Source organism: Bacillus sp. AFS023182 (assembly GCF_002560575.1).
In the GTDB taxonomy this organism is placed as follows: Bacteria; Bacillota; Bacilli; order Bacillales; family Bacillaceae_G; genus Bacillus_A; species Bacillus_A arachidis.
Window position 1 is genome coordinate 12,137 of the sequence record NZ_NTRO01000057.1, and the last position, 25,497, is coordinate 37,633.

Genomic DNA, 25,497 nt, shown 5'->3' on the forward strand with positions numbered 1-25,497 from the left:
TTCCCGCAAAACGCCCATACTATAACTAGACACAGCGATGTGTCAGTTATTTTCTGCTAAATAAGGGGGAATTACGAATGGGTAAAAAGAACAAGTCAAAACGTTTCACCCAACAAGGGGCCGATGCTGTTATGAAGCACGCTGAAAGATTCCCTTACCGCGGTACATTAGCTGATGCAGAAAAAGAACGAAACAACTCTTCTCTCGGAGGGGTTTAAATGGGCAACCTACTATTTCAGCAAGCGCGAGATGCTGTTTCAGATGCTGTTTCTTGTTCAAGCAGCACCGAACAGCAGGAACTCGTTTATAAAGCAAAAAATGCTTTGCAATCCGCTTACGCCAATTCTTCAACTGCTGAGAAGGTACAATTGCGCGAGATGCAACAGCAATTGCAAAACATCACTAACGCACATTAAAATAAGAGGACCGATTCCCGGTCCTCTTTAATCTTTCCGAAACAATCCAAATACGCCGACTGTTTGAACTACATTTGTAAATGCACCAGGATCTACTTGTTTAATAATTCGCTCTAGTTCATATAGCTCATAACGGGTAATTACAATCATTATCATTTCTTTATTTTCATTTGTATACGCTCCTGTAGCTGGTACAGTTGTAATTCCCCTTACTAAACGAGATTGAATCGCTTGTCGTACATCTTTACCATTTTTTGTAACGATAAATGCTGTAATTTTCACATGACGGGTATGAATCGCATCAATAATTCTGGATGATACATACAATGTTACTAACGTGTATAACGCCTTTTCCCATCCATACAAATAACCAGCTGCAATAATGATAATCGCATTAAAGAAAAAGAAATATGTTCCGACAGGCTTATCTTTTATTTTCGACAAAATCATTGCGATAATGTCTAAACCACCTGTGGAAGCTCCCCATTTCAAAGCAATTCCTACTCCTATCGCCGAAATGAGACCACCAAAAATAGCATTCAATATAATATCATTAGAAACTGCCTTTACTGGTATGATTTCTAAAAACAGTGTCATAAATACAACGCATAGAAAACTAAATAACGTAAAAGCTTTTCCAACCTTTTTCCACGCTAAAATAACAACTGGAATATTAAATAAAGCAAAAAGTACCCCTGTTGATATGTGAATCGATGCAAAATCACCTAATACTTGCGAAAGTAATTGAGATAATCCCGCGAAACCACTCGCATATACTTTTGCTGGTGTTAAGAACAAGTTCATTCCAATTGCATTTAATAAACCGGCAATGATAACAACAATGAGTTTTTTCGTTAATTCAGCATAATTTAATTTGAAATCCATCTCCCAGCCCACCTTTATAGATAATGCGTTTACGATTACATTGTATACATAGTCTTTACGAAAATGGAAATGATAAACATACAACTGTTTAGAAATGGAGTTGATATGTATGCCACATACGAGCGATAATGACAAAAAAGCACGCGATAACAACGCAAAACGCACAGAAAAAAACGAGCAAGAACAAAAAAACATCTCACAAGGAAAGCGTGCATATTCTAAAAAAACAGATCACCTTTAATTATTTTGTACATCAACAATCTTGTTGATGTACTTTTTCATTTCATAAAAAAACATCTCAATTTCACTTCTTGTTCACTTCTCTATTTTACAATAATAACAACATAATTAGATGAGGTGTTAGTATGAAAAGAAAACAACTATGGATAGCAACAGCTGCGCTCGGAACGTTAATGCTGTCTGCTTGCGGCCCAAAAGATAACTCAGAGGCGATTGCAACATCAAAAGTCTCGACCATTACAAAAGGTGATTTTGACAAGCAGTTAAAAGAACGGTACGGAAAAGATATGTTATATGAAATGATGGCACAAGATATCATGACAAAAAAATATAAAGTATCCGATGACGAAGTCGATAAAGAATTTAAAAAAGCAAAAGACCAGTTTGGTGATCAATTCAAAACGGTACTAGAAAGTAACCGTCTAAAAGATGAAGATGACTTTAAAAATCAAATTAGATTCAAATTAGCGATGGAAAAAGCTATTAAGGAAAGCATTACAGAGAAAGATGTAAAAGCAAACTATAAGCCTGAAATTAAAGCTAGTCAAATTCTAGTAAATGATGAAAAAACAGCAAATGACATTAAGAAACAACTGGATGAAGGTGCTTCATTTGAAGAGTTAGCAAAACAACAGTCACAAGACCCTAGTTCAAAAGATAATGGCGGAGATCTAGGATACTTCGGTCCAGGTAAAAAGGTATCTGAATTTGAAGAAGCTGCTTACAAATTAAATGTCGGTGAAATTAGCAAACCTATTAAATCATCACAAGGTTACCACATTATTAAGCTTACCGATAAAAAAGAATTAAAACCATATGACGAAGTAAAAGATTCCATCCGTAAAAATCTAGAAGAAGAGCGGTTAGCAGATCAAACTACTGGCCAAAAAATATTATTAGACGAATTCAAAAAAGCTGATATTAAAGTAAAAGATAGTGATTTGAAAGATACATTCTCTCGCCTTTTTGGACAACAATAAAAAAGGGCGATAGAGTGAGTTGATAGAAAAACACAAGGACAAAAAACAGGAGCCTACTGACTCCTGTTTCCAAACACTCTGAAAATCCGAACAAGTTACACGCTTGTTCGGATTTTTTTTATTTCTTAAAGTACGTCCAACCGTCTTCTTGATAAACTTTTTCTTCTTTCATCAACTTACCAAGTGCACGTTTAAATGCTGCTTTACTCATATTAAAACGTTCTTTAATGTCTTCTGGATGACTCTTATCCCAAAACGGCATTGCCCCGCCGCGGCTCTCCATATACTCATAAATCACCGCTGCATCATCTTCCATTCCCTCTTCTTTACGCGGAAGAAGTGAAATATTAATCGTACCATCATCTTTCACATCAATAATACGGCCTGTTACGCGCTCACCAATACGAACTTGCTCTTTTCTTTCTGTATGATGTAAAAAGGCGCGGAAATGTTCATCTGTTAATACAAATGAACCGACTTGAAGTGAGCGATACACACGTCCGTTCACATTTTTATTACGCATAGATGGCGTTGCATCTACAATAATCTCTTGCATATCTGAGTCTCTTGCTGGAAGAGCAATTAGGCGGCCACGATTTGTTAATTTTAATGTACAATACAATTCGTCGCCCTCTTCTGGCCAAACTGGTGTATAAATCGGGAACTCATCAGCTGGGATCAAGATATCTTTAGAAACACCGATATCAACAAACACACCTAAATCAGGTTTTACGTCTACAACTTTTACCCAGTTCCAATCATGTACTGTAATTACCGGCGTCTTCATTGTTGCAGAAATTCGCTCTTTATGATCAAGGTATAAAAATACATCAATCGTATCGCCTTCTTCGATTTCTCCTGCTACTTCATTCTTATGTAGGAATACTTCTTCATAACCATCCTCATCGTCAAATCCGACCATATATCCTATTTCCGTTTCTCGTAAAACAGTTACCTGTTCAATCGCTCCTGGCTCTAAATACATATATTTTAATTCCCTTCTATATATAAAGTTATATTTTTATCATTCCAAAGAAACTTCATTATAACACGATTTTTCCTTTATTTGTCCAACTGACCAAAATTCACTATAATAGAAGATGGAATTTAATTTGGAGGTGCTTACTATGGCAAAAGATAGTTCTTTTGACATCGTTTCAAAAGTAGAATTACCAGAAGTAACAAATGCTATTAACATCGCATTAAAAGAAATTCAAAATCGATATGATTTTAAAGGAAGCAAAAGTGATATTAAATTAGAAAAAGAAGTAATCGTTTTAACTTCTGATGATGAATTTAAATTAGAGCAAGTAAAAGACGTTCTTATTTCAAAACTAGTTAAACGCGAAGTACCAATCAAAAACTTAGACTACGGAAAAGTAGAAAACGCTGCTGGTAACACAGTACGTCAACGTGCAACGTTGCAACAAGGTATCGATAAAGAGAACGCTAAAAAAATTAATAACATTATTAAAGATTTAAAATTAAAAGTAAAAACACAAGTACAAGATGATCAAGTACGTGTTACTGGAAAAAGCCGTGATGACTTACAAGCAGTCATTGCAGCAATTCGCGGTGCCGATTTACCAATCGATGTACAATTCATTAACTATCGCTAACAAAACAACTCCATAAGAGTGCGATCATCATGAAATAATAACAATAGGTTCTGGTTGGAAATAAAAAACACATCCCAACCAGAACAACTACAATAGATGAAGACTGCATTTATGAAATAAAATTCATTACTTTCATCGGCCGATTTCTCTTATACATTCATAAATAGCACAGAAAAAGAATCTAAGTTTAATCTTACAGAGAGTGTTTATTAATCAGGAATAGTTACTATAGAATTTGCGTTAATTCTGTATTCAAAACTCGTTGTGCAGTAATAATAACATCCTGAGGAGTTACTCCATAAACACTGTATAAGCCACCGTTTTGATTAGGAACAATTTCAACTTCATATTGAGCTGCTCGCCCCGAAGTAGAGTGAACTAAACTTAGATTTATAAAAGTAGAAGCATTAGCAGGTACAGAAAAGTTTCTCTGTTCAATTAATGCTCTTGTACCATTAAGCTTAAAAGATCGAACTACCCCAGTAAGTGTACCTCCAGTACGATTGAGGATTTTAACCCTAGCTTCATTTGCATCATTAGGCTGATTTCCTACGTTTTCAATTGGCCCAGTAGTGAAAGGCATTTTAAATCCACCTCCTATTAGCTAAAAAGATTCATAACCTGCAGATTACAGAAAATTTTTATTAATCAGGAATAGTTACTACAGAATTTGCGTTAATTCTGTATTCAAAACTCGTTGCGCAGTAATAATAACACCCTGAGGAGTTACTCCATAAACACTGTATAAGCCACCGTTTTGATTAGGAACAATTTCAACTTCATATTGATCCGCTTGTCCCGAAGCAAAGTGAACTAAACTTAGAACTACAAGAGTAGAAGCATTAGAAGCTACAGAAAAGTTTCTCTGTTCGATTAATTCTCTTGTACCATTAAGCCTAAAAGATCGGAGTACCCCAGTAAGTGTACCTCCAGTACGATTGAGGATTTTAACCCTAGCTTTCCTTGCATCATTAGGCTGATTTCCTACGTTTTCAATTGGCCCAGTAGAGAAAGGCATTTTAAATCCACCTCCTATTAACTAAAAAGATTCGTAACATGCAGATTACATATTCATACTATTCAATGTCACATTAGAATGTTTTAAACGAATTAATCAATTCTTTAAAAAGATACATCCACATATTTTTTCGCTGTAGGAAATCTTACAAATACCTTTCCTGCTTCTATATACGCTATCAATCTGATCCGCAAACGCTAAAACAATTCCACCTTCATTCATCCTACATTACTACTAAAAAACATATATTCTCGTCATAATGTCCACTGTCGCATTTGTAATAGAATAAATGAAAAAGTGCACTACTCATGAATTAGTAGTGCACTAGAGAATATATATTATCCATGAATAGAAGAGATATGCCATCACTCTATCCACTTTCACTTTACAGCGTAGAAGATTTTTTCTTCTTTACAGCAATTAAAAAAGCAAGAAACAACACATTTACACCAACTAATAAAGAGATAAAAAGCCAATTGACCCCTGTTTTTTCTCTAACTTGATATACATTCGCTTCTTCTCGCTTCAATACGAGATAATACTTCCCATCTTCTTCTCTAATAATCTCATCTTCCAATAATCCCTTTAATTCTTGATTTTCTCCTATCTCCTTTGCCGTAAGCGAGACTTTTTGCGTCCATTTTGTGTTGTTAATTGCAACAAGTGTTACTTCATCTTTATACTTCCTTTTCAGCACACTCATTCCAGCCTTATCATATAACAACTCAAACGTACCATGACGGAGAGATGGCAACTTTTGACGCAACTCTCCTAATCTTGTTATATACTGTAAAAATTTTTCATCAGTTTTAAAATCCATTAACCTATGATTATCTGGTACTCCCCCGCCATCAAGCGCAATCTCTGTACCGTAGTAAACAATCGGCACCCCTGGTGATGTATATAAATAAGCAAGAGCTAATTTTAAACGTGTTGGCGGATAATATGCGTTCTCTTTCGCGATTCTGATAAATCGCTTTGTGTCTTGACTATCTAAAAAAGCACCTGTTACTTTACCATTTTCTATTAAACTAGCATCATAAAGTGGTTTAATAGATGTATCTGGTTTCGTAAAGATATCCGTTATGTACTCATAGTATCCACTATGTATATTCTCTTCCCCATCAGTCATAAAGAGGAAATCTTTTTTCATTCCTCGAACACTTTGTTCTACTTCATTTAAAAAGGTACGAGATATTTCTTTACTATGCATAAGATAAATTCCATCTATGTTCGCTTCTTTCATCCACCATTTTATCGAATCAATAAGCGTTTCCTGCTCTTTTTCTACAGCAAATTGAAAGACCACTTTCATATCTCGCTTATGCGCTTCTTGCATAAGCTGTTTCACATCTTGCAGTGATCCAAAATGCTCATTCACTTTTTGAAAATCAACCGCACCACGCCCATCATACGTTTCGCTTTTAAAAATTGGCGAAAGCATAATCGTGGTAAATCCCATATCCTTTATATAATCCATTCGCTTTATTATTCCTTGTATGTCTCCCCCTTGATATCCTTCTAAATTCCCTACATTAAGCTCTTTATCATTTTTTGCATCTCCATTATTAAAACGATCAATCATAATAGAGTAAATCACTTCATCTTGCCACTCTCTTTTTTCTTCCGCCAATGCGTACATAGGCGCTAAAAAGACCAATACCATACAAAAACAAATGAACATTCCTCTTTTCCACATAATATCCCCCAACTTCTTTCTAATTGTAAGAATAGTATATCAACTTTCCAAACAAACCGCACTTACACAAATAACATGTTAGGTTTTCTTACATAATAATTTAAAATTTTCTGAAAAATACGTTGATTTTTTATTGATTATTGAATATGATATGAAAAATAACATCATACGTAATATTTTATAACATTACAGGAGGGACAAAGAATGAATATGGGAGATACTGTGTTTTTATTTTTAGCGACGGTAATGGTAATGATCATGACGCCAGGTCTAGCACTTTTTTATGGCGGAATGGTTCGTAGCAAAAACGTACTGAGCACAACGATGCATAGCTATAGCGCAATGGCAATCGTTTCTATCCAATGGATTTTTATCGGTTATTCTTTATCATTCGGCCCAGATTGGAACGGCATCATCGGTTCGCTCGATTGGTTCGGTTTACAAAACGTCACCTACACACCAAATCCAGACTACTCCACTACTATTCCACACAATTTATTTATGATGTTTCAACTTATGTTTGCAATCTTAACACCAGCATTAATTTCAGGAGCATTTGCTGAACGAATGCGTTTTTCCGCTTTTCTCATTTTCATTCTTCTTTGGACTACAATTGTTTACAACCCTGTTGCCCACTGGGTATGGGGCGTTGGCGGATGGCTTCGCGAACTTGGAGCATTAGATTTCGCTGGCGGTAACGTTGTTCATATCACATCCGGCGTTGCCGGGCTTGTACTAGCGATTTTTCTCGGCAAGAGAAAAGACATAAACGGACCTTCTCCTCACCATCTACCCTTTACACTTTTAGGCGCAGGCTTACTATGGTTTGGATGGTTCGGATTTAACGTTGGCAGTGCCCTTACACTAAACGATGTAGCACTGACTGCATTCATTAATACAAATACAGCTGCTGCTGCTTCAGCCTTAACATGGATCCTAGCAGAGTGGTGCTTTCAATCAAAACCAACTGTAATGGGCGCAGCTTGCGGTGCTGTATCAGGTCTCGTTGCTATTACACCAGCTTGCGGATTCGTCACTCCACTTTCCGCTCTTTTAATCGGAGCAATCGGGGGCGTCCTTTGCTTCACAGCCGTTTTCTTTTTAAAACATAAACTTGGATATGACGATGCACTTGATGCATTCGGCTGTCACGGCATCGGCGGAACATGGGGCGGTATTGCAACTGGACTATTTGCAACGACTTCTGTAAATAGCAGTGGTGCTGATGGATTATTTTACGGAAATGCCGCACTTCTCTTTAAACAACTGATCGCAATTGGAACGACTTATACTTTTACAATTGTAATGACGTACACCATTATTAAAGGAATTAGTTTCTTCCTTCCCGTCCGCGTGCATGAGCATGAAGAGCAAATGGGACTAGACATTTCGATGCACGGAGAGAAGGCATATGAATATACCGAAGAATCGGTAAGTCAGTAATAAATATACGAAAAAGAGATATATCTTTTTTAAAATAGGATATATCTCTTTTTCAGCTATAACTACATAAGTTATAACATTCTAATTCCTCTAAAAAACTTATCTATCATCCTCCCTGCTTCTAAATTAAATAGTTTATATAGTTTTTCCTACCAATTACATATATCCCCAATATTAGCAAACCAGCCAGATGGATTGCGGATTTTTCAAAAACATTGGACAAGTACACTTCCTTATTTTCTCTTCTTACATAGATTGATAGTAACAAAAGAAAAGGAGGGATATGAATATGGGATACTATTATAAAAAACACGATGATGAGTGTCATAAACATTTCGAGTTTGAATGCAAATGCCGTAAAAAATACTACGATAAATACGAAGACGATTACAAGAAAAAGTGCCACGACAAATACGAAGACAAGTATGAGAAAAAGTACGAAGATAAGTACGAAGACGACTATTACTTCAAATGTCGTTGTCACAAGAAAAAATACTACAAAAAGCAAGAAAAATACTAGAGAACAAACCAAAAGACGACTGGTTTACAGTCGTCTTTTGGTTTGTCATAGACTGAACAATTGGTGATCCAACAAATATACTTTTTTCGTAATTAAAATTAACACATAAGTTTTTGTCTATGAAGAGAAACAAGAATAGAACTTTCTTCCTTGTTTATTCTCACTTCTTTATCACTCACAAAAACTCTTTTAGTTATGAAAACGGAATTTAAAATTTTCTTTTTTCGACCTACCGATAATTCAGGTTATGGTACGTTTGGCAAGTTATTCACTTCATATGCAACCCGTATTCCCGATTCAATCGCCCCTTGCATCCACCCGTGGGTAAGTGTAGTATGTTCACCAGCAAAGTGCACTTTTCCTTCAGGCATAATCATATATGGGTATAATTCTAATTCCTGTCCCGGTTCGAAAGCCGCGAAAGCTCCACAAGAGTAAGGATTTTGTCCCCAACTAAAGGAAGAACCTGATACGAATTCAAAATAGACTTGATTCCCGTAAATTTCTGCCAAATTCATCAAGGCGTATTGAATTCGCTCTTTTTCGGATAAGCTGTCCCATGTTAAAGCCTCATCTGCCCATGTATAACTTACCAAGACCATCGCATGCCCTTTTGTACCAATCCCATAACTTGGATAATAGGTAAATCGAATGGGTAGATCAGTGATAGATTTACCACCATATTGGCCTTCTCTTTCCCAAAACCTACTCTTAAACTCGATTGCAATTTTTGTTGAGGCTATATAGTTAAGTTCCCGAATTGCTTTTCGCTTATTATAGGAAAAAGAATCAAACGGTTCGACTTTCACAAATCGTAAAGCTGAAAAAGGAATGGTTATGATGGCGAGATCACCTGTTATTGTGAAATACTCTGAGGTTTGTTTATGAATAGAATGGATGGTTACACTGTTTTTCTCCTGAACGATTTGTGTCATTTTTTGATGGAACAGTATATTTTCTTTTAATTGCGGTAGAAATGCTTGAGGTAATTGATCCGTGCCGCCCGTTATCTCATAAAAATGAGTTGTTGATGTGAAAAATATAGATTCCCGTAAAACTTCAATAAAGGACATTCCCATATACGCCTCCATATCAAGGAGTACACCAATCATATCAATTGCACCATCTGAAAAATAAGTGTTTAACACAAAACCCAACGAATAGGTTCTAAATTGTTTTTCTAAAAGAGACCAATTTTTCTCCGGATTTTGTTTAATAAAATCAATAAGGGGTTGCATGACTAAAAGCAACAGTTCCTCAGCTGTCTTCCCTCTTTCATTAGGGGCAACTGGATATTTTAAAATACTTGGACTGCGTTCAAATATGCCGAGGCGTGTTTGAATGCCATTTACGTAAATGATATCCATTGGAGTTCGATTAATAAATACATTTGTCGGCAACATAAACTTTTTAATATACTCTAAAGTTAAAGTATGTGTATTAGGAATTCGCATTGGTCCTGCGTTAAAGTATAACCCATCACTAAAGGGAGAGCGCAAGGTATGAACACGCCCACCTATCCTATCATTCGCTTCAAGAATTGTGACTTTATGCCCAGTTCCTTTTAATAAAGAGGCAGCAACAAGACCAGCCATTCCCGCCCCAACAACAAGAATATGTTTAGGAGATTGCGAATTTACAAGACCATTTCTAATAATACGAATCATTTGCTCCGTTGTTAATGGATTGTTCACATTCTCAGGCATCTCTTCGCTCCTCTGCAAAAGTATTCCTTGCATTATATTCCTCCGTAGAGATGCCTATGTATTTTTAACATTTAATGTATATAATTCCTATTCATAGAACAAGAAATTCTTCTCACTATTTCAAAACAAAAGACGACCGAAAAAAATCAGTCGCCTTTTCTATTTATTATAGACACATATAGCAGTTTCAATTTGAGAATACAATCAAGAATCTTATTACTTCGCAGGTTTTCCTACATACGCCGAAATATCAACGTTTAATGCTTGCGCTAAGCGCATACCGTAATCACGGTCTGCACGGAAGAAGTTACAGATTGCAAGTAACTTCGTTTGTTCATGCACATCTTTTAAATCATTTGTTAAGTTTGCAAGTAAGTTATCTTGTTCTTCTTTAGAGAATGAACGGTAGCGCTCACCCGCTTGCTGGAAGTCGTTTGGTTTGTCAATTTTTTCACGAGATACATAACCTTCAAGCTTCATAGTTGAATCACGGTATACCGGATCCTCAACTGGGTTTTCCACATGACGACTTGGCTCATAGTTAATTGTTGAAGGTTGTTGATTCATTTGCATTGCACCATCGCGTTGTTGATTGTGAACAGCTGCATATGGACAGTTTACAGGAATTTGTAAGTAGTTCGCACCAAGACGATAGCGCTGTGTATCTGGGTAAGAGAATAAACGCCCTTGTAATAATTTATCTTCAGACGGTTCAATACCAGGTACAGTTGCACTTGGTGAGAATGCTGCTTGTTCTACTTCTGCGAAGAAGTTTTGTGGGTTACGATTCAACGTCATTGTCCCTACTTCCATTAGCGGGAAGCTATCTTCTGGCCATACTTTCGTTGGATCTAACGGATCAAAGTCTAAAGAATCCATTTCATCAAGTTGCATGACTTGTACGTGAAGATCCCATTTCGGATAATTTCCGTGCTTGATTGCATCAAATAAATCACGAGTAGCATGGTTGAAGTCTTTTCCTTGCACTTGTTCTACTTCTTTTGTATTTAAGTTACGCACGCCTTGCTGTGGTTTCCAGTGATATTTAATATAAACAATTTTGCCTTCTGCATTAATCCACTTAAACGAATGAACACCAAACCCTTCCATTTGACGGTAGTTTGCCGGAGTACCGTAATCAGAGAATACCCAAGTTAACATATGAGTAGATTCTGGTGATAACGTCATGAAATCCCAGTAACGATCTGGTGTTTGAATATTTGTATCCGGTGCTGGTTTTAAAGAGTGTACCATGTCAGGGAATTTAATTGCATCACGAATGAAGAAAACAGGTAAATGGTTACCAACGATATCATAGTTTCCTTCTTCTGTATAAAATTTCACAGCGAACCCACGTGGATCACGCGCTGTTTCTGGAGAACCTTGCCCATGAATAACCGTTGAGAAGCGAACGAATACAGGTGTTTCTGTTCCCGCATTTTGCAAAAATGCTGCTTTTGTATATTTTTTCATGCTATTTTTCGTTACGAAAACACCATGAGCACCCGCGCCACGCGCATGTACCACACGCTCCGGAATACGTTCACGATCAAAATGAGCAAGCTTTTCTACTAAATGATAATCTTCTAATAATACCGGCCCACGGCGACCAGCTGTACGAGAATTTTGGTTATCTCCTACTGGAGCACCTTGGTTTGTTGTTAAGCGATTATTTGGATTCATCAAAGGGGACCTCCTATTTTTCGTGATAATAATTACTTATTTAAAATTACTATAATCTAATTATTATTCAAATTTACTTTTTTGTCAATTATTTTATTCGCTATTTTGGAAACAATTTCTACTAGGCAATCAATAAATGAATCTTGCGCATTCCGCATAGATGCTCCGAAATAGAGTACACCTAGTTCCTCTCTTCCACCGCATCTTCAATAAATGGAGCGATGCGCTTTAAGCCTAGATAGCATACAAATTCATATTCTAAAAAACGTCTATTCACTTCCTACGTTAATTTATCAGCTTGTTCATTTGGAATTTTCGCAAGTGGCGAAATACCACTAATTACTTTATAGCCGACAATTAGATCATCAAGCGCTTCTTGAAATTGCTTACGTCAGTGATGGATATGCGTATGATATGCTTCCACATCTGTTAATGACTCTGGGTCCTGTATACCATCTCAAGTAAACCTATTTTCTTCTTAGTCATCTATATGCATCTCAATTTTGAAAATGAGAATCTTTTTCAAGGATATTTGGTTCCAGTATACCAATTGATAATAAGTTCGTCAAAATAATAATTATAAATAAGTACTATTTATAATATGATTTTTAATTTTATTTGATAATTTATTTTCTACCATTGCTTTATATTCAGCGGTTCTGTTGCAAAATTGATTAAAGAATAAAAGAGTTCCGCCAAAAGCGCTTCCTTTTATGCCATCGTTAATAAATTTTGTAATTCATCGTAAATCAAAAAACCGAAATCTGGGTTCAGATTTCGGTTCCGTTTGTGTAAAATGTGCACCCTTCTTTATCGATTGCACGATATAGGTAACATCATTCCCCTTTGAATTTGATATAAGTCTCATCCAATTTCCAAGATAAATATACATGCTTATTTTCCCAAAAGCTTAGGTTACCTTTAAAAAACTTCACAACGGGATCGTTGTCTGTTTAATCCATTGTAAGATAATTAAAGGTATCATTATTTTCTTGAAATCAAATGATAACTGAATTTGCTCTTCTAACTCTCCATGTATGTGCAATTGCTTTTGTAAAGCTAACATACACTCTGTAGTTTGGTCCTGTAACTTTTGATGCATAAATTCTTTTGAATGCTGAATGCTTTCGTTTTGGTTTATCATATATCCAATAGCTATAGATCCTTTTTTTTCACCTATTCCTGCTGTAAATTCTTGAATATTGATGTCTTTTAAATGAACAAAATAATCATTGTACAAATCTATTGAATAAGCACCCGGGTTAGATATACCGGTTACAATATTCGGTTGAAAAACAAATAAAATAGGTACCAAAGCTGTAAATGTTTGATCATGAAATGCTTCATATAGAATTTGCGCTAAGGTATTAATATGAATAAATGGTTGAGCTAGACTCATCGATTCTTTTTGCGATGCTTGTTTATTCAATGGGTGTTTGTAAACATGATATGGTAATACGCCATGTTCATTTGAAAAGGTTTTTAAATGATGATTGTTGTGCCTACCAAGATCCAAATGATAATTTATATTGTTTATCATATCTATAGAATTTTTTGTCTCTAGCATCAGACTAACTCCCTCCTTGCGGTTTGGCTTTCTGTACCTAAAATATACTCGTTAATTTATGTTAATAACAATCAGTAAAATTCCATTAAAAATATCGTGAATTATTGTTTATTTTTTCTTCTTTTTTTACTAATAGAATAGCCAGTAATCTAATAACCCGTCTCACTGTATAGGGACAGTTCATTTGTTGTTCACCTATTTTGTTATATATGTATGTTTTTGATCCTAGTTTAGGCGCACACTTTATTATTTTCCAGGAGGTAGAATATCATTATAGAAGATCGGCGTATCGTCGGCATTAGATTGGGAGATTGAATATTGCGGAGTAGTATCTGCATGAACTGCATTACCAAATAAAGAGAAACCAAAAAATGCCGTAGCCATAACCATAATTGAAAAGAATTTTTTAATGTTCATCATTGAACCTCCATTAATAGTTGTTTTGTTAATTCAAATACTACTAGAGGTTCAATGTTAAAAAATAGAAGTAAAAAATTCGAATTTATCAGTCAATTTTCCGAAGAAAAACAGTCAAAAATTTAACTAATCACATTAAACTTTTGATTTTTATAGATGGTTAGTGTAGTTAAATTGATATTTGAGGTATCAGTTATGAAACCTTAACATAAAAACAGGTGAATAATAAAATTCACCTGTTTTGTTATATATGTATTTTTTAATTCTAGTTTAGGCGCACACTTTATTATTTTCCAGGAGGTAGAATATCATTATAGAAGATTGGAGTATCGTCGGCATTAGATTGAGAGATTGAATATTGCGGAGTAGTATCTGCATGAACTGCATTACCAAATAAAGAGAAACCAGAAAATACAGTAGCCATAACCATAATTGAAAAGAATTTTTTAATGTTCATCATTGAACCTCCATTAATAGTTGTTTTGTTAATTCAAATACTACTAGAGGTTCAATGTTAAAAAATAGAAGTAAAAAATTCGAATTTATCAGTCAATTTCCCAAAGAGAAACAGTCAAAAATTTAACTAATCACATTAAACTTTTGATTTTTATAGATAATCAGTGTAGTTAAATTGATATTTGGGATACCGGTTATAAAATCTTATCCAAACAGAAACACTACTGACTAGAAATTTATATTAACAGCAAAATGATAACTGCGCTACAGGTTGAGTTTTTGTAATTTAATAGAAATGATAATAAATTATGGGCTGTTTATATAACAAATTTTCAAGTTTAATTTAGAGAATTTTCAACTGATATTTTTAAATACTTTGCTGACATTTTATAAGCACGATTATCATAAAAATGGTTCCCTAGTTCAGTAGAAAGTTCTCGAACTAACGTATATTGTTTCTTTTCTAACCCCATTTCAATAGCTTTTTGCATTTCTTTCTCATATCCATAATAATCACCACGTAATTTGAATATAGTCGCTTTGAAGCTATATAGCTGAACATGTGCGTAAGGGACATCTTGAACTGCTAAGATTTTAAATGCGTCATCCATAAGTCTATTAACCGTTTCCCAGTCTTTAAATTCTATGTAAATTTCTATTAAGCTACGTAATGTATAAACTTTGTCTGCTTCGTTAGGAAGAAACTCGCTAAGTTGTAAGCTTTTTTCATAATATTTTATGGCATTGGTATAGTCTTTTAAACCTTGATATATTTTCGCATAATTATATAAAATTATAGGGAAATACATGGAATTATTAATAGCTTCCGCTCCAAGTTCTGCCTGTTTCAAAGTTTCAAGTGCTTTATCATGTAGCTTATCTAAATGATATTGCAAGGCCAGAATTATTAGAACATCTATAACTCGGTCTTCCATATTTAATTTTTTATACAATTTGTATGCTTTGGTAGAGTACAAACGACTAATATTTTGATCTTGATAAAGACGTTGTTTTATTATACTTAAATTATAATATACATCAGCGTGTTGTACACTTTCTTCTCCACCTAGTAAACTCTCTATTTGAACATAAATTTCTTGGGCTGTAATATTATCTTGTTTGTTATAGTAATAAAGACCACGGGCCATTAAGTAGTATATGAAATCATCATTATGTTTGGTTTCGACTTGATTGGGAATTAATTGTGAAGCCCGTTCTACAATAGATTCTATATATGTTAAGTTATTATTTCGAGCATGATAGTATATTAAAGTACCATAAGCCTTAAGCAGTAAGGGAATTGAGGTTGTTTCACGAACATAAAGTTCTAATAATGATAAATCTTTTTCAGATATAATTTTTTCATTTTTATACTTTTCACATATATGAAGAAGTTTAGGTTCTACATCCTCATGATCCGCATCTACAAGAAATTTATAATCAACATCTAGCTTTTGAGAAATCTTTTCTAAAAAAGAAGTTGAAGGTTTAATTTGTCCATTTTCAATTCTACTTAAATAAGTTATAGAACATATCCCTGATACTAATTCTCCCTGCGTGAATTTTTTATGTATACGTATTTGTCTAATACGTTCACCTATGTTCATATCTATATCTTCACTCCTCTTTTCGCATAACCTGATCTGATTCTTTTCGGGCGCTATTATATGTGTCATTCATTATAATATATGCAGTGTTTTATCTGCAGATAGAGAAATAACATTATATATTTCCTTATACTTATCAGTCTAACTATGAAGGAAAGCTTGAATACAACGCAACTGTAACTAATTACTTTAATTATTAATACCTATTTGAATGTATATAGAATTCACATGCCCTATTTACTACCATCATTTCTCTCCCCCACTCATATTACTATATTATACCAATTTACTGATGCTCACGCCTAACAAAATTCATCTTCCACCAATCTAATTTTATATAATCATTGTTTTACTTGTTTAGGTTCTGTTGCAAAATTCCTTAACATCAAACTAGACGAGGAATTTGTGACTAACTATTATGCAACTATAAATATTTTTTCAATTCATTTAGCATCCTAAAATCACAATAAAATGAATAATAAATGAATAAAACTAATTTGTATTATATAAATTCATCGCAATATTCGACTTCACAAAGACCGCTTAAATGTTGATATACAATTAATGACGATACTCATTCAATTTGTTAGTATATAGAGGACTTAACCATGGATAAATAATAAATAATCTCATTTTTGAATTTATATTCATAACTAAGTATATCTCAACTATTTTCAGGAGGTTTTTTCGAATGAAGTTACATACGGTGAAAAATTTGCTACCTATATCTGCTGCAACAATTACACTAGTATCTAATCAAGGAACGGCTGATGCCGCAACGATTTATACTGTTAAAAAAAATGACACTCTCTCGGATATTAGCATCCGCTATGGAGTTTCAGTTCAAGCAATTAAACAAGCTAATAATAAGATGAATGATCAAATTTATATTGGTGAACATTTAACTATCCCAGTCTCATCTCCATCAAGCGAGCCTACACCTCAAAAAGAGTTAGCAGCTTCAAATCATTCAGCTCAAGCTGTTTATCAGGTTCAACGGGGGGATACATTAGAAGCTATCGCAAAACGATACAATGTATCCGTACAATCAATTAGACAAGCTAACAATACAAACGGTGACCGAATTTATGCGGGTCAACACTTAATCATTACAACGGGCATTTCAGAACAAGAAGTAGACTTAATGGCTCGTTTAGTGACTGCAGAAGCAGGAGGGGAACCTTACGCTGGAAAAGTTGCAGTAGCAAAAGTTGTATTAAATCGTGTTGGTGCCACAGGATTTCCAAATACAATTACAGATGTTATTTATGAACCAATTAAATATGGCTATGCATTTACACCTGTTACAGATGGAAGAATTAATCAACCAGCAACTCACGAAGCGAAGATGGCGGTTGAAGAAGCAATTTCTACTAAAGGAACTAATTCTGATTGGCTTTATTTTTATAATCCAAAAACCTCTACTGATAAATGGATTACCACACGCCAAACTGTTGCAGTAATCGGTAATCATGTGTTTGCTAAATAAAGAAATTTGTTTTTCTAGATTTGGCGTAACAAGTACATCATTTTAAAGAGGAAATAGAAACTTCGTGCTGTGCACGACCAACATTCATCCCCTTCCTACCGCATGGACTATGTCCTGCACGCGCCCTAGGAAGGGGATTTCTGTTGGATTTCTGTTAAATTATTTTACCTCTACTGTATAATTCCCTGATCCACCGCCATATTTATATACACTTAAATAATATTTTCCTGGCTTCGCATTATAATTCCCGAGCAATTTATTTCCGTCACGTTTTGTTGGATAAGCGGCATAATTATTAAGATCTGACTCAGAATATAATACCCAGTTTAGCCCAATGTTTTGTTCATTCGTAACAGTAATCTGCAAGTCTTTCGGATCCTTTACATCAATAACAAACCGATCCGCTTGATCTTGATCACTTAGGCTACCTCGTAATACTGTGTTCAAAGATAGTGGATTCGCTGTATTAAATTCATTATTCGGTTCTTTTTCTACAGTAGTATCTTCTTCTGTATTCACTCCGCTAAACACAACGTCATATTCAAATTGTCCAGCGCTATTAACGCGGTAATTCACGAAATAAGCAGTCAATGTTTTGTATCCGCTCCACTCTTTTTCAGAAAGATGTTTCAGCATATCATTCGTTGCTTGATTCATCGTTTTCCAGTCCTCTATTTCTCCTTTTGACGTACTTCCTGTATATGTTCCTTGCAGTGTAAATGTATTAAAGAATTGTGATTTATTCTTTGTTACCTTCACATCTTTTAACTTCGCTTCATTTGTGATATCCGCTGTGACATCAGAAAGCGCTTTCGTTTTATGCTCCGCTAAATAATCATCTGATACTTGTGGAATTGTATACTTATCACGATTATCAATCAGCATTTGCATATAAGATTGGTAGTCTTCATTTAATTTACTATCTTTACTTAATGCAGAGCGGTACGCATCGTAATTTGTTACATCATTTGCACGAATTAAATCATGCACTTTATCGAACATCTCAGGGCGATTATTGTACATATAAGATTGCAATGCAAATGAATAGTTATAAAAATCCCATGTTCCATACTTCGCATTTAATGTTTGCTCTGCTGTGTATCGCTTAGCTGGATCATTAGATAATCCGCCAATTATACTTTTTCGTGGTACAACGCTATCTAATCGAGTTGAGCCTGCAAAGAACTCCGCATTTCCTTCTTCAAACCAAGTTAAGCGTTCATTTTGATACATATCACCTTGTCCCCATAATCCAGGAACTTCGTATCTTCCCTGTAAATAGTGTGTAAATTCATGACGGAATAATTCTTCTAAACTATAAATACTTTGCTGTGGTGTACGTTCATATGTAAAGAACGTTCCTGTTCCTTCAATGTAAATTCCACCATTATTCGTTTCATAGCCGTACAATTGACGGTTAAATTGATATTCGTCCGGACTATTGTAAATGACCATCGTTAACACATCATCAGCATGTCCGTTTTCAAGCGGCTTATCACTACCAACTGTACGATAAAATTGAGAGCGTACTTCTTTTGCCGCCCAGTATAAACGTTTAATTTTCTCTTCACTAACTTTATCTCCCGCCTTAAAAACGATTGCCCCATCATCAAACGTATACGTTTTCGGTAAATATTTCTTCTTGCCATCTTCTCGAATTTGATCTAAATTTACTGTTTTTCCGTTCGCATCGACTCCGCCGTAATTTGTAGTAATTTGTTCTGCCGCAACAAAATATTGCTCCCCTAAATATGGATAAATCCGCATCGCTTCTGTAACAACTTGCTGTCCTTTTGCCTGTGTACTATGAAACTTTCCAAGCCGGCCAGCATAGTAAATTCCATTATTAATTAACCATCCGTTTTTGTCTGTTACCGTACCAATCAGTGCAAAGCGATTGATTTCATTAATAAAGTTATCGATGTTTCGATACCACATCGTATCTTTTGGTTCCTTGCCCGTAGCATACATATACGACTGAACTTCATAATCAATCCCTTTCATCAACTCATATACAGCATCGCCTTTTGTTCTATCTTCAATGAAAGTTGTAAGATTATCGTTATATTGTTTGAAGATTTCACCCGCATATTGAATAACTTCAACATCAGCTGATGCATTTCCAATCAGCTTTCCATACGATGAAATAACTTTGTTTTGTTCTGGTGTACCAAGTTTAAAATTCGGATTTTTTGCAATCGCTTTTAAAGCTGGTAAACATTTATCGTGATAGCTGCGCTCGTTTAGTTTGCTTAATTCATCATTATAAAAACCTAAATAAAATGCCGCACGTAGAGCTTCTGATAATGTCTCAATTCCTTTTGAATCATCTTTCGTATAAGCTTGTCCTTGTTCTGCTAGTTTATCAATGATCGCTTGCATCCGGCTATCATCTTGATAGAATTTCAAACTATCATTATTAAACTGAAATAATTCCGGAATTTGATACCATTTGATTGTCACAAGAAGGTCCGTTAATTCTTTGTTGCTTAATTGATTCAATTCAGCCATTGAATATTTTTTTTCTTCAACTAGTTGTTTAGCATTCTCTTTTGGCGCTGGCGGACGCTGCGATAAGTCTGCTGACTTTAATCGTTTTGTGAAAGATGCATTTTCCTGTATGTTCGAAGGATGTGCCAACTCATCAACGGATTTCTGTATTCCTACCGGCTCCATTTGTAATACATTCTTCATATTATTCTCTTTTGTTTCTGCTTGAATTTGCATTCCATTACAGGATATCGTAACAATCCCAACCCCAAGCATCAGTTTATAAAATTTCGAGTTTTTCGCCATACTATTGCCCCCTTTAATATTTTAAAAATTCAGTTTTTTTAGGATGAATCATTCAATCTGTCTATATTAAACAGTTTCCTATTAATACTAGTAAAAGTAGTGAGATAATGGTAAGTCACTTTTTTACTGTTAATAATACACCCTACTTATTTCTTAGAGCCCTTCCCCCTTCCTTACATTTAATACAAGCAAAAACTGTGCCAATGTTGTATCTTATGATTAAGAAACAATCCTTTATTAAGACTGTATAATAAATTATACACAAACAATTTAGTAATGTATAAATTGTTTGACATGAAATCCCCCTTTATAAGAACGCTTCTGATAAAAGATTCATTTTGTTTATATTCAAGTGAAATAATAGTGAAAAGCAGCTCACAAATTGTAAGCCGCTTTTCACTATTCCTTCATATTCCCGACTAAAAATCGGATCAATTCGTTATACTTCCCCTTGGATAGACTTCTTCTTTTAGAGGGCCTGCCTCTATTAATTTGAATATAAATAACTCTATAGGGATATATCAAAAAGTAAGTGGTAATGAATCCTACAATAAAAATCACGCACTCTTATATTCTTCAACAATTTTATTTAGTTTTTCTATATCATTTATTAATTGATCTCTCAAGCCAGATTCCGCTGATTGCATAACGAGTTTTGATTGTACAGTTAGATCTTTTAATACTTCGCGGTCCTTTTCTTTTATGTTTTTGTTTCTGTATAATTCTTGTTTAATAGATTCCATTTTCTTATAGTATGCTTTCATACTATTAGATTCAGGAAACATTGAAGTAGCCTCTTTTAAAAGTCCTTGCATTTCAGCATCGAAAGCATTAATTTGTTTTGATGTTTTTGAACATCCAGTAACAAATAAAATAGTAAACATGATTAACAATATTTTCTTCATTGTCATACCTCCGAAATTAACTAAAATAGTCTACTGTACCCTTTTTGAAGAAATCATCTTCCAGTAATATGAACGACTAGTATTTAGTTATTGTTTACTCTTAACTTATATAACATGTTAGAAAAGTTGATTTTATATAAAGTAGATGCGAAAAAATGACCTTTCCAATCTATTGTACAAATCATTATGTTTGTTATCATTTTTTATCTGTATGCATGTCGATTTTTTCATAGCAGCCATGCTTGACAACTTGACGAGATTCTATTTCTTCATATCCTTTAAGTTGCAAATCCTCTGAGATATCGACAATAATTGTATTGTTCAGAACACTAACTACATATCCAGTAAATTTTAAAGAAGCATCATCGCGATACGAAAAATGAACAAACTCCCCTTTTTTTACTGTTACTACTTTATCCATAATAAAGCCTCCTTACTCCCCTTCATCTATTGCATTAACATGAATCGTTTCATTTGTTATGTTATATACTACATGAAACTTACTCATATCTTCTACTACAAAGCCCCACCAAATTACTCTAGTTCTTTTTGCTATTTTTACATAATAAAACTTCCATATAATAGCACGTGAAAATTACTTTCCTGTAAGTATTATATTTTATTACTATAAAATTTATGGTATATTCTAAAGAAAAATAGTATTTTTAGAAAAAAATTCTATTTTTTAACTTTTATAAAAGAGGCGATCATTACAATATGGCATTCACAAATCTAGTAGATTTAGAATATATTTGCAATCTTATTTTCAATCTATATGAATTATCCGTTTTATTTATAGATAGCAAAAAAAAGCTAAAATTAGAATTCTCCACAAATTCATTAAGTCATCCGCTTTATTCTAGGAAAGAAGAATTATTGAATCAATTCTTCTCTGATCATGCTCCACACCAATTTCCAATTTTCCAAACCACAACTTCTCTGGAAAACTTCTTTTCAATAAACCTTTACACAGATAAGGGATTTAGCGGTGTAATCATTGTTGGTCCTTTCCTTTATTTCGAACTAACAGATAAATCAATTCATGGAATTCTTAATGACTTTAATATTTATAAAGGGCGAAACAAAATCGTTCAATACTATCATTCTTTACCTGTAGTAAGTAGAGTGAAGATGATAAATATGAGTGCAATCTTTTATTACATGCTTTACCATCAAAAATTAGACATAGTCGATATCCTACAACAAAATATATTACTTGTGGAAAGAAAAATTAGACTTGAATCACCTGATATACGTATATCAGAAACTCAAGAAAATGATGAAAATAACGAAACGCCTGCTCCTCTTTTACTAGAAAAGACACTTCTGCAATTTATTAAGGAAGGAAAAAAGGATGAATTCCTAAAACATGCACAAGCATTATTTGAAACTGGAGAACTGAGAATACTATCTAAAACGAGTCAATTAAGAAGTCGAAAAAACCATGCTATCGCAGCTATAACACTTGGAACAAGAGCTGCTATAGAAGGTGGCATTTCTCCTGAAACTGCCTACACCCTCAGCAAGTTATATATTCAAAACCTTGAAGAGCTGAAAGAGAGCAAAGCTATTTATCAATTCATGATCCAAGCTTTATGTGATCTAATAGAAGAAGTCGAAAAAGGGAATGAGCTCAAGTACTCAAAAACAATCAATGCTTGCCGAAACTATATTTTCACACATCTTTATGAGGAAATTACTCTCTCACAATTAGCAGAGTTCGTCTCTATGCATCCCAACTATTTATCCGTCCTTTTTAAAAAAGAAGTTGGAGTATCACTACGTGAATATATCCAGCGTGAAAAGATTGAAGAAGCAAAAAAGTTAATATTCTATACAAAACATTCCATGTCCGAAATCTATACCTTATTACATTTTTATGATCAAAGTTATTTTATAAAAGTATTCAAAAAGTTCACAGGCATGACACCGAGACAGTTTAAAAACAAGGGAGTTAAAATGTAGACAAAACTTAAAATTCCTCATATTACAATATCCCACACAATTAGTCCATATAGACTGTAATAAGGTGCATATCCATTTCAAAAAAGAGAAACACATTTATTAAAAAGCGGCTCACAAGTTGTAAGCCGCTTTTCCCCTATTCTTTAATATTTACCCCATATTCCTTAAACCACACATGAATTTGCGCTAAATGTGCCAATAGCTGCGGTCCCGTCATCAGCTGGCCAAACCATGGTGTTTGAAATGCACTACCTCCTGATTGAGTTAATCCTTGCAGTTGTTCTTTATCAAATAACTCATGTAAAATAGAATTTCTATCTGTTAGTAAATCCTCCAGCCACACAGTTATCGCTTTTGTATAATACGGGTTATGTGTTTTCGGATACGGACTTTTCTTTCGATATAATATGTCGTTTGGTAAGACTCCCTCTAACGCTTTACGCAATAGACCTTTTTCACGGTTTTTATACATTTTCATTTCCCAAGGAATATTCCACGCATATTCGACAAGACGGTGATCTGCAAATGGAACACGTACTTCTAGGCTCGCTCCCATACTCATCCGATCTTTTCTGTCTAATAATGTTGTCATAAACCAAACCATATTCAGATAAAATAATTGTCGTCTTTTTGCTTCAATTGCACTTTCTCCTTCTAAAATTGGTACTTCCTGTATAGACTCTTCATAGCGCTGCTGTACATATTCCCCTAGTTTCAACTTATTACGCCATTCTTTCTTCAGAAGTTGTTCACGTGCCTCTGTCGAACGCATCCACGGAAATGCACTTGATTGCAAATCATCCTCTCGATAAAACCACGGATAGCCGCCAAAGATTTCATCAGCACATTCGCCTGACAAACCAACGACGAAATCTTGTTTAATTTCTCGGCAAAACCATAATAATGAAGAGTCGATATCAGCCATACCAGGTAAATCGCGAACGAGTACCGCTTCTGTTAAATATTCTGCTAACTGTTCATTGGAAATTATACAACGGTGATGAATCGTACCAAATGTTTCTGTCATCAAATCAATAAACGGTGCATCTGAGTTTGGTTGAAATACATTTGCTTTAAAATATTTTTCATTATCTTCGTAATCAATCGAATACGTGTGTAGCTTCCCTTTTCCTTCTCTTTCATATGCTTTTGCTGCAAATGCGGTAATCGCGCTTGAATCTACCCCGCCCGACAAAAATGTACATAACGGTACATCCGAAACCAATTGTCTTGTAATTGCATCCTTAAGCAAAAAACGCACTTGTTCTACTGTTTCTTCAAATGAGTGTTCATGTTTTTTACTCTCAACATTCCAATAGCGCCATATGCATAATCCATCTTTTGAAAATGTAAGAGCATGCCCCGGGCGAAGTTCTTGAATTCCCGCATAAATGCCATGCCCAGGCGTTCGAGATGGGCCTAATCCAAATACTTCTGACAGACCTTCTGTTGTTACTTCTGTCTTTACACCAGGATGGGCTAAAATAGCTTTTAACTCTGAAGCAAACAATAATCTTCCATTATCATATTTATAAAATAATGGTTTTACACCTAAGCGATCTCGCGCAATAAACACTTGTTCTTTTTTCTCATCCCAAACCGCAAAAGCATATATCCCATTTAAATGATTGACACATTCTTCTTTCCATTCAATATAAGACGCTAACAGTACTTCCGTATCAGAATGTCCTTTAAATGTATAACCTCTTTGCAGTAATTCTTTACGAATATCTTCTGTATTATAGAGTTCCCCATTATAACAAATGGTGTAGTTCCCTTCCTCTTTCATACATGTACATGTCATTGGCTGTTTCCCGCCTTCAGGATCAACTACAATTAAGCGTTTATGTCCGAAAGCAACGTGCCTTTTCACCCAAACATTTGTATCATCTGGCCCCCTCTTTGCAAGCGTTTCTGCCATCTTCGTAACCGTTTCTCTTTCATTTTCTAACGACCGCTTATAATCAATCCATCCTGTAATCCCGCACATACAAATCATCCTTCCTATCCTATATCCGTATAACTTTACTCCGTTCAAAACCCAAATAGAACCAAAAAGGCTGAGCTGAAACAACTGCGCGTAAAA

At 34.6% G+C, this 25,497-nt stretch carries 23 protein-coding genes and 2 pseudogenes; 8 read left to right on the plus strand and 17 right to left on the minus strand.

Features of this window, described 5'->3' with window-relative positions:
* Positions 1–77: 77 nt before the first annotated feature.
* Together CN288_RS21560 and CN288_RS21565 are read left to right on the plus strand one after the other, a co-directional pair.
* The gene (locus CN288_RS21560; protein WP_003195901.1) at positions 78–218 is read left to right on the plus strand and encodes a hypothetical protein; all 141 of its coding nucleotides are present in this window, start codon (positions 78–80) and stop codon (positions 216–218) included.
* Entirely contained in the window at positions 219–416 is a 198-nt protein-coding gene (locus tag CN288_RS21565; RefSeq protein ID WP_026590467.1) for a DUF3813 domain-containing protein, read from the plus strand.
* A gap of 27 nt (positions 417–443) precedes the next feature.
* Here CN288_RS21565 and CN288_RS21570 read toward each other — a convergent pair whose 3' ends face one another.
* Positions 444–1,301, minus strand: a complete 858-nt coding sequence (locus CN288_RS21570) for a YitT family protein (protein ID WP_090693300.1) — start codon at positions 1,299–1,301, stop codon at positions 444–446.
* A 109-nt stretch (positions 1,302–1,410) separates the two neighbouring features.
* On the opposite strand from CN288_RS21570, the gene CN288_RS21575 reads away from it, so the two are divergent.
* Both CN288_RS21575 and prsA read left to right on the plus strand, forming a co-directional pair.
* Positions 1,411–1,542, plus strand: a complete 132-nt coding sequence (locus tag CN288_RS21575) for a DUF3941 domain-containing protein (protein ID WP_081810956.1) — start codon at positions 1,411–1,413, stop codon at positions 1,540–1,542.
* A 124-nt stretch (positions 1,543–1,666) separates the two neighbouring features.
* The gene (gene prsA / locus CN288_RS21580) at positions 1,667–2,521 is read left to right on the plus strand and encodes a peptidylprolyl isomerase PrsA (protein ID WP_026590469.1); all 855 of its coding nucleotides are present in this window, start codon (positions 1,667–1,669) and stop codon (positions 2,519–2,521) included.
* 118 nt (positions 2,522–2,639) lie between these two features.
* Here prsA and CN288_RS21585 read toward each other — a convergent pair whose 3' ends face one another.
* Positions 2,640–3,506: a CvfB family protein gene (locus tag CN288_RS21585; protein WP_026590470.1), complete on the minus strand. Its 867-nt coding sequence runs from the start codon at positions 3,504–3,506 to the stop codon at positions 2,640–2,642.
* 142 nt (positions 3,507–3,648) lie between these two features.
* Between CN288_RS21585 and CN288_RS21590 the strand changes: the two genes are divergently transcribed.
* Positions 3,649–4,140, plus strand: coding sequence for a YajQ family cyclic di-GMP-binding protein (locus CN288_RS21590; protein ID WP_026590471.1), 492 nt, complete (start codon positions 3,649–3,651; stop codon positions 4,138–4,140).
* Positions 4,141–4,366: 226 nt separating this feature from the next.
* Here the strand turns inward: CN288_RS21590 and CN288_RS21595 are convergent, their stop codons facing one another.
* The 3 genes from CN288_RS21595 to CN288_RS21605 form a co-directional block, all read right to left on the minus strand.
* Entirely contained in the window at positions 4,367–4,723 is a 357-nt protein-coding gene (locus tag CN288_RS21595; RefSeq protein ID WP_026590472.1) for a hypothetical protein, read from the minus strand.
* Between the two features lie 78 nt (positions 4,724–4,801).
* On the minus strand, positions 4,802–5,158 hold the full coding sequence (locus tag CN288_RS21600) for a hypothetical protein (protein ID WP_026590473.1): 357 nt from the start codon (positions 5,156–5,158) through the stop codon (positions 4,802–4,804).
* A 385-nt stretch (positions 5,159–5,543) separates the two neighbouring features.
* Positions 5,544–6,824, minus strand: coding sequence for an alpha-amylase family glycosyl hydrolase (locus CN288_RS21605; RefSeq protein WP_098303087.1), 1,281 nt, complete (start codon positions 6,822–6,824; stop codon positions 5,544–5,546).
* A 237-nt stretch (positions 6,825–7,061) separates the two neighbouring features.
* Here CN288_RS21605 and CN288_RS21610 point away from each other — a divergent pair, with 237 nt between their 5' ends.
* Positions 7,062–8,300 carry an ammonium transporter gene (locus CN288_RS21610; protein ID WP_098303065.1) on the plus strand — a complete coding sequence of 413 codons (1,239 nt, stop codon included), beginning with the start codon at positions 7,062–7,064 and terminating at the stop codon, positions 8,298–8,300.
* Between the two features lie 765 nt (positions 8,301–9,065).
* On the opposite strand, the gene CN288_RS21620 is transcribed toward CN288_RS21610, so the two are convergent.
* The 8 genes and pseudogenes from CN288_RS21620 to CN288_RS21645 form a co-directional block, all read right to left on the minus strand.
* A complete protein-coding gene (locus tag CN288_RS21620; protein ID WP_098303088.1) occupies positions 9,066–10,526 on the minus strand; it encodes a flavin monoamine oxidase family protein in 1,461 nt (486 codons plus the stop codon).
* 216 nt (positions 10,527–10,742) lie between these two features.
* Positions 10,743–12,209 carry a catalase gene (locus tag CN288_RS21625; RefSeq protein ID WP_098303067.1) on the minus strand — a complete coding sequence of 489 codons (1,467 nt, stop codon included), beginning with the start codon at positions 12,207–12,209 and terminating at the stop codon, positions 10,743–10,745.
* 190 nt (positions 12,210–12,399) lie between these two features.
* Positions 12,400–12,695 (minus strand): annotated as a pseudogene (locus CN288_RS30100) (ferrochelatase); the annotation flags it as partial.
* Between the two features lie 353 nt (positions 12,696–13,048).
* Positions 13,049–13,129 (minus strand): annotated as a pseudogene (locus CN288_RS29780) (IS6 family transposase); the annotation flags it as partial.
* Positions 13,130–13,140: 11 nt separating this feature from the next.
* A complete protein-coding gene (locus CN288_RS21640; RefSeq protein WP_026590479.1) occupies positions 13,141–13,776 on the minus strand; it encodes a hypothetical protein in 636 nt (211 codons plus the stop codon).
* A 246-nt stretch (positions 13,777–14,022) separates the two neighbouring features.
* The gene (locus tag CN288_RS28960) at positions 14,023–14,166 is read right to left on the minus strand and encodes a hypothetical protein (RefSeq protein ID WP_176527715.1); all 144 of its coding nucleotides are present in this window, start codon (positions 14,164–14,166) and stop codon (positions 14,023–14,025) included.
* 313 nt (positions 14,167–14,479) lie between these two features.
* On the minus strand, positions 14,480–14,623 hold the full coding sequence (locus tag CN288_RS28965) for a hypothetical protein (RefSeq protein WP_176527716.1): 144 nt from the start codon (positions 14,621–14,623) through the stop codon (positions 14,480–14,482).
* Between the two features lie 364 nt (positions 14,624–14,987).
* A complete protein-coding gene (locus CN288_RS21645) occupies positions 14,988–16,256 on the minus strand; it encodes a helix-turn-helix domain-containing protein (protein WP_098303068.1) in 1,269 nt (422 codons plus the stop codon).
* Between the two features lie 691 nt (positions 16,257–16,947).
* Here CN288_RS21645 and CN288_RS21650 point away from each other — a divergent pair.
* The gene (locus CN288_RS21650) at positions 16,948–17,745 is read left to right on the plus strand and encodes a LysM peptidoglycan-binding domain-containing protein (RefSeq protein WP_098303069.1); all 798 of its coding nucleotides are present in this window, start codon (positions 16,948–16,950) and stop codon (positions 17,743–17,745) included.
* A 159-nt stretch (positions 17,746–17,904) separates the two neighbouring features.
* Here the strand turns inward: CN288_RS21650 and colA are convergent, their stop codons facing one another.
* The 3 genes from colA to CN288_RS21665 form a co-directional block, all read right to left on the minus strand.
* On the minus strand, positions 17,905–20,541 hold the full coding sequence (colA, locus tag CN288_RS21655; RefSeq protein ID WP_026590482.1) for a collagenase ColA: 2,637 nt from the start codon (positions 20,539–20,541) through the stop codon (positions 17,905–17,907).
* A 557-nt stretch (positions 20,542–21,098) separates the two neighbouring features.
* The gene (locus CN288_RS21660; RefSeq protein WP_026590483.1) at positions 21,099–21,446 is read right to left on the minus strand and encodes a hypothetical protein; all 348 of its coding nucleotides are present in this window, start codon (positions 21,444–21,446) and stop codon (positions 21,099–21,101) included.
* Positions 21,447–21,642: 196 nt separating this feature from the next.
* Positions 21,643–21,867, minus strand: coding sequence for a DUF2187 family protein (locus CN288_RS21665; protein WP_026590484.1), 225 nt, complete (start codon positions 21,865–21,867; stop codon positions 21,643–21,645).
* A 296-nt stretch (positions 21,868–22,163) separates the two neighbouring features.
* Between CN288_RS21665 and CN288_RS21670 the strand changes: the two genes are divergently transcribed.
* Positions 22,164–23,411, plus strand: a complete 1,248-nt coding sequence (locus CN288_RS21670) for a helix-turn-helix domain-containing protein (protein ID WP_098303070.1) — start codon at positions 22,164–22,166, stop codon at positions 23,409–23,411.
* 136 nt (positions 23,412–23,547) lie between these two features.
* Here CN288_RS21670 and asnB read toward each other — a convergent pair whose 3' ends face one another.
* Positions 23,548–25,401: an asparagine synthase (glutamine-hydrolyzing) gene (gene asnB, locus CN288_RS21675; protein WP_098303071.1), complete on the minus strand. Its 1,854-nt coding sequence runs from the start codon at positions 25,399–25,401 to the stop codon at positions 23,548–23,550.
* Between the last annotated feature and the right edge of the window lie 96 nt (positions 25,402–25,497).

Bases quoted from the DNA above. Each gene is read 5' to 3' on its own strand.
- CN288_RS21560 (WP_003195901.1), top strand. From the start codon at position 78: ATGGGTAAAAAGAACAAGTCAAAACGTTTCACCCAACAAGGGGCCGAT.
- CN288_RS21565 (WP_026590467.1), top strand. From the start codon at position 219: ATGGGCAACCTACTATTTCAGCAAGCGCGAGATGCTGTTTCAGATGCT.
- CN288_RS21570 (WP_090693300.1), bottom strand. From the start codon at position 1,301: ATGGATTTCAAATTAAATTATGCTGAATTAACGAAAAAACTCATTGTT.
- CN288_RS21575 (WP_081810956.1), top strand. From the start codon at position 1,411: ATGCCACATACGAGCGATAATGACAAAAAAGCACGCGATAACAACGCA.
- prsA (WP_026590469.1), top strand. From the start codon at position 1,667: ATGAAAAGAAAACAACTATGGATAGCAACAGCTGCGCTCGGAACGTTA.
- CN288_RS21585 (WP_026590470.1), bottom strand. From the start codon at position 3,506: ATGTATTTAGAGCCAGGAGCGATTGAACAGGTAACTGTTTTACGAGAA.
- CN288_RS21590 (WP_026590471.1), top strand. From the start codon at position 3,649: ATGGCAAAAGATAGTTCTTTTGACATCGTTTCAAAAGTAGAATTACCA.
- CN288_RS21595 (WP_026590472.1), bottom strand. From the start codon at position 4,723: ATGCCTTTCACTACTGGGCCAATTGAAAACGTAGGAAATCAGCCTAAT.
- CN288_RS21600 (WP_026590473.1), bottom strand. From the start codon at position 5,158: ATGCCTTTCTCTACTGGGCCAATTGAAAACGTAGGAAATCAGCCTAAT.
- CN288_RS21605 (WP_098303087.1), bottom strand. From the start codon at position 6,824: ATGGTATTGGTCTTTTTAGCGCCTATGTACGCATTGGCGGAAGAAAAA.
- CN288_RS21610 (WP_098303065.1), top strand. From the start codon at position 7,062: ATGAATATGGGAGATACTGTGTTTTTATTTTTAGCGACGGTAATGGTA.
- CN288_RS21620 (WP_098303088.1), bottom strand. From the start codon at position 10,526: ATGCCTGAGAATGTGAACAATCCATTAACAACGGAGCAAATGATTCGT.
- CN288_RS21625 (WP_098303067.1), bottom strand. From the start codon at position 12,209: ATGAATCCAAATAATCGCTTAACAACAAACCAAGGTGCTCCAGTAGGA.
- CN288_RS21640 (WP_026590479.1), bottom strand. From the start codon at position 13,776: ATGCTAGAGACAAAAAATTCTATAGATATGATAAACAATATAAATTAT.
- CN288_RS28960 (WP_176527715.1), bottom strand. From the start codon at position 14,166: ATGGTTATGGCTACGGCATTTTTTGGTTTCTCTTTATTTGGTAATGCA.
- CN288_RS28965 (WP_176527716.1), bottom strand. From the start codon at position 14,623: ATGGTTATGGCTACTGTATTTTCTGGTTTCTCTTTATTTGGTAATGCA.
- CN288_RS21645 (WP_098303068.1), bottom strand. From the start codon at position 16,256: ATGAACATAGGTGAACGTATTAGACAAATACGTATACATAAAAAATTC.
- CN288_RS21650 (WP_098303069.1), top strand. From the start codon at position 16,948: ATGAAGTTACATACGGTGAAAAATTTGCTACCTATATCTGCTGCAACA.
- colA (WP_026590482.1), bottom strand. From the start codon at position 20,541: ATGGCGAAAAACTCGAAATTTTATAAACTGATGCTTGGGGTTGGGATT.
- CN288_RS21660 (WP_026590483.1), bottom strand. From the start codon at position 21,446: ATGAAGAAAATATTGTTAATCATGTTTACTATTTTATTTGTTACTGGA.
- CN288_RS21665 (WP_026590484.1), bottom strand. From the start codon at position 21,867: ATGGATAAAGTAGTAACAGTAAAAAAAGGGGAGTTTGTTCATTTTTCG.
- CN288_RS21670 (WP_098303070.1), top strand. From the start codon at position 22,164: ATGGCATTCACAAATCTAGTAGATTTAGAATATATTTGCAATCTTATT.
- asnB (WP_098303071.1), bottom strand. From the start codon at position 25,401: ATGTGCGGGATTACAGGATGGATTGATTATAAGCGGTCGTTAGAAAAT.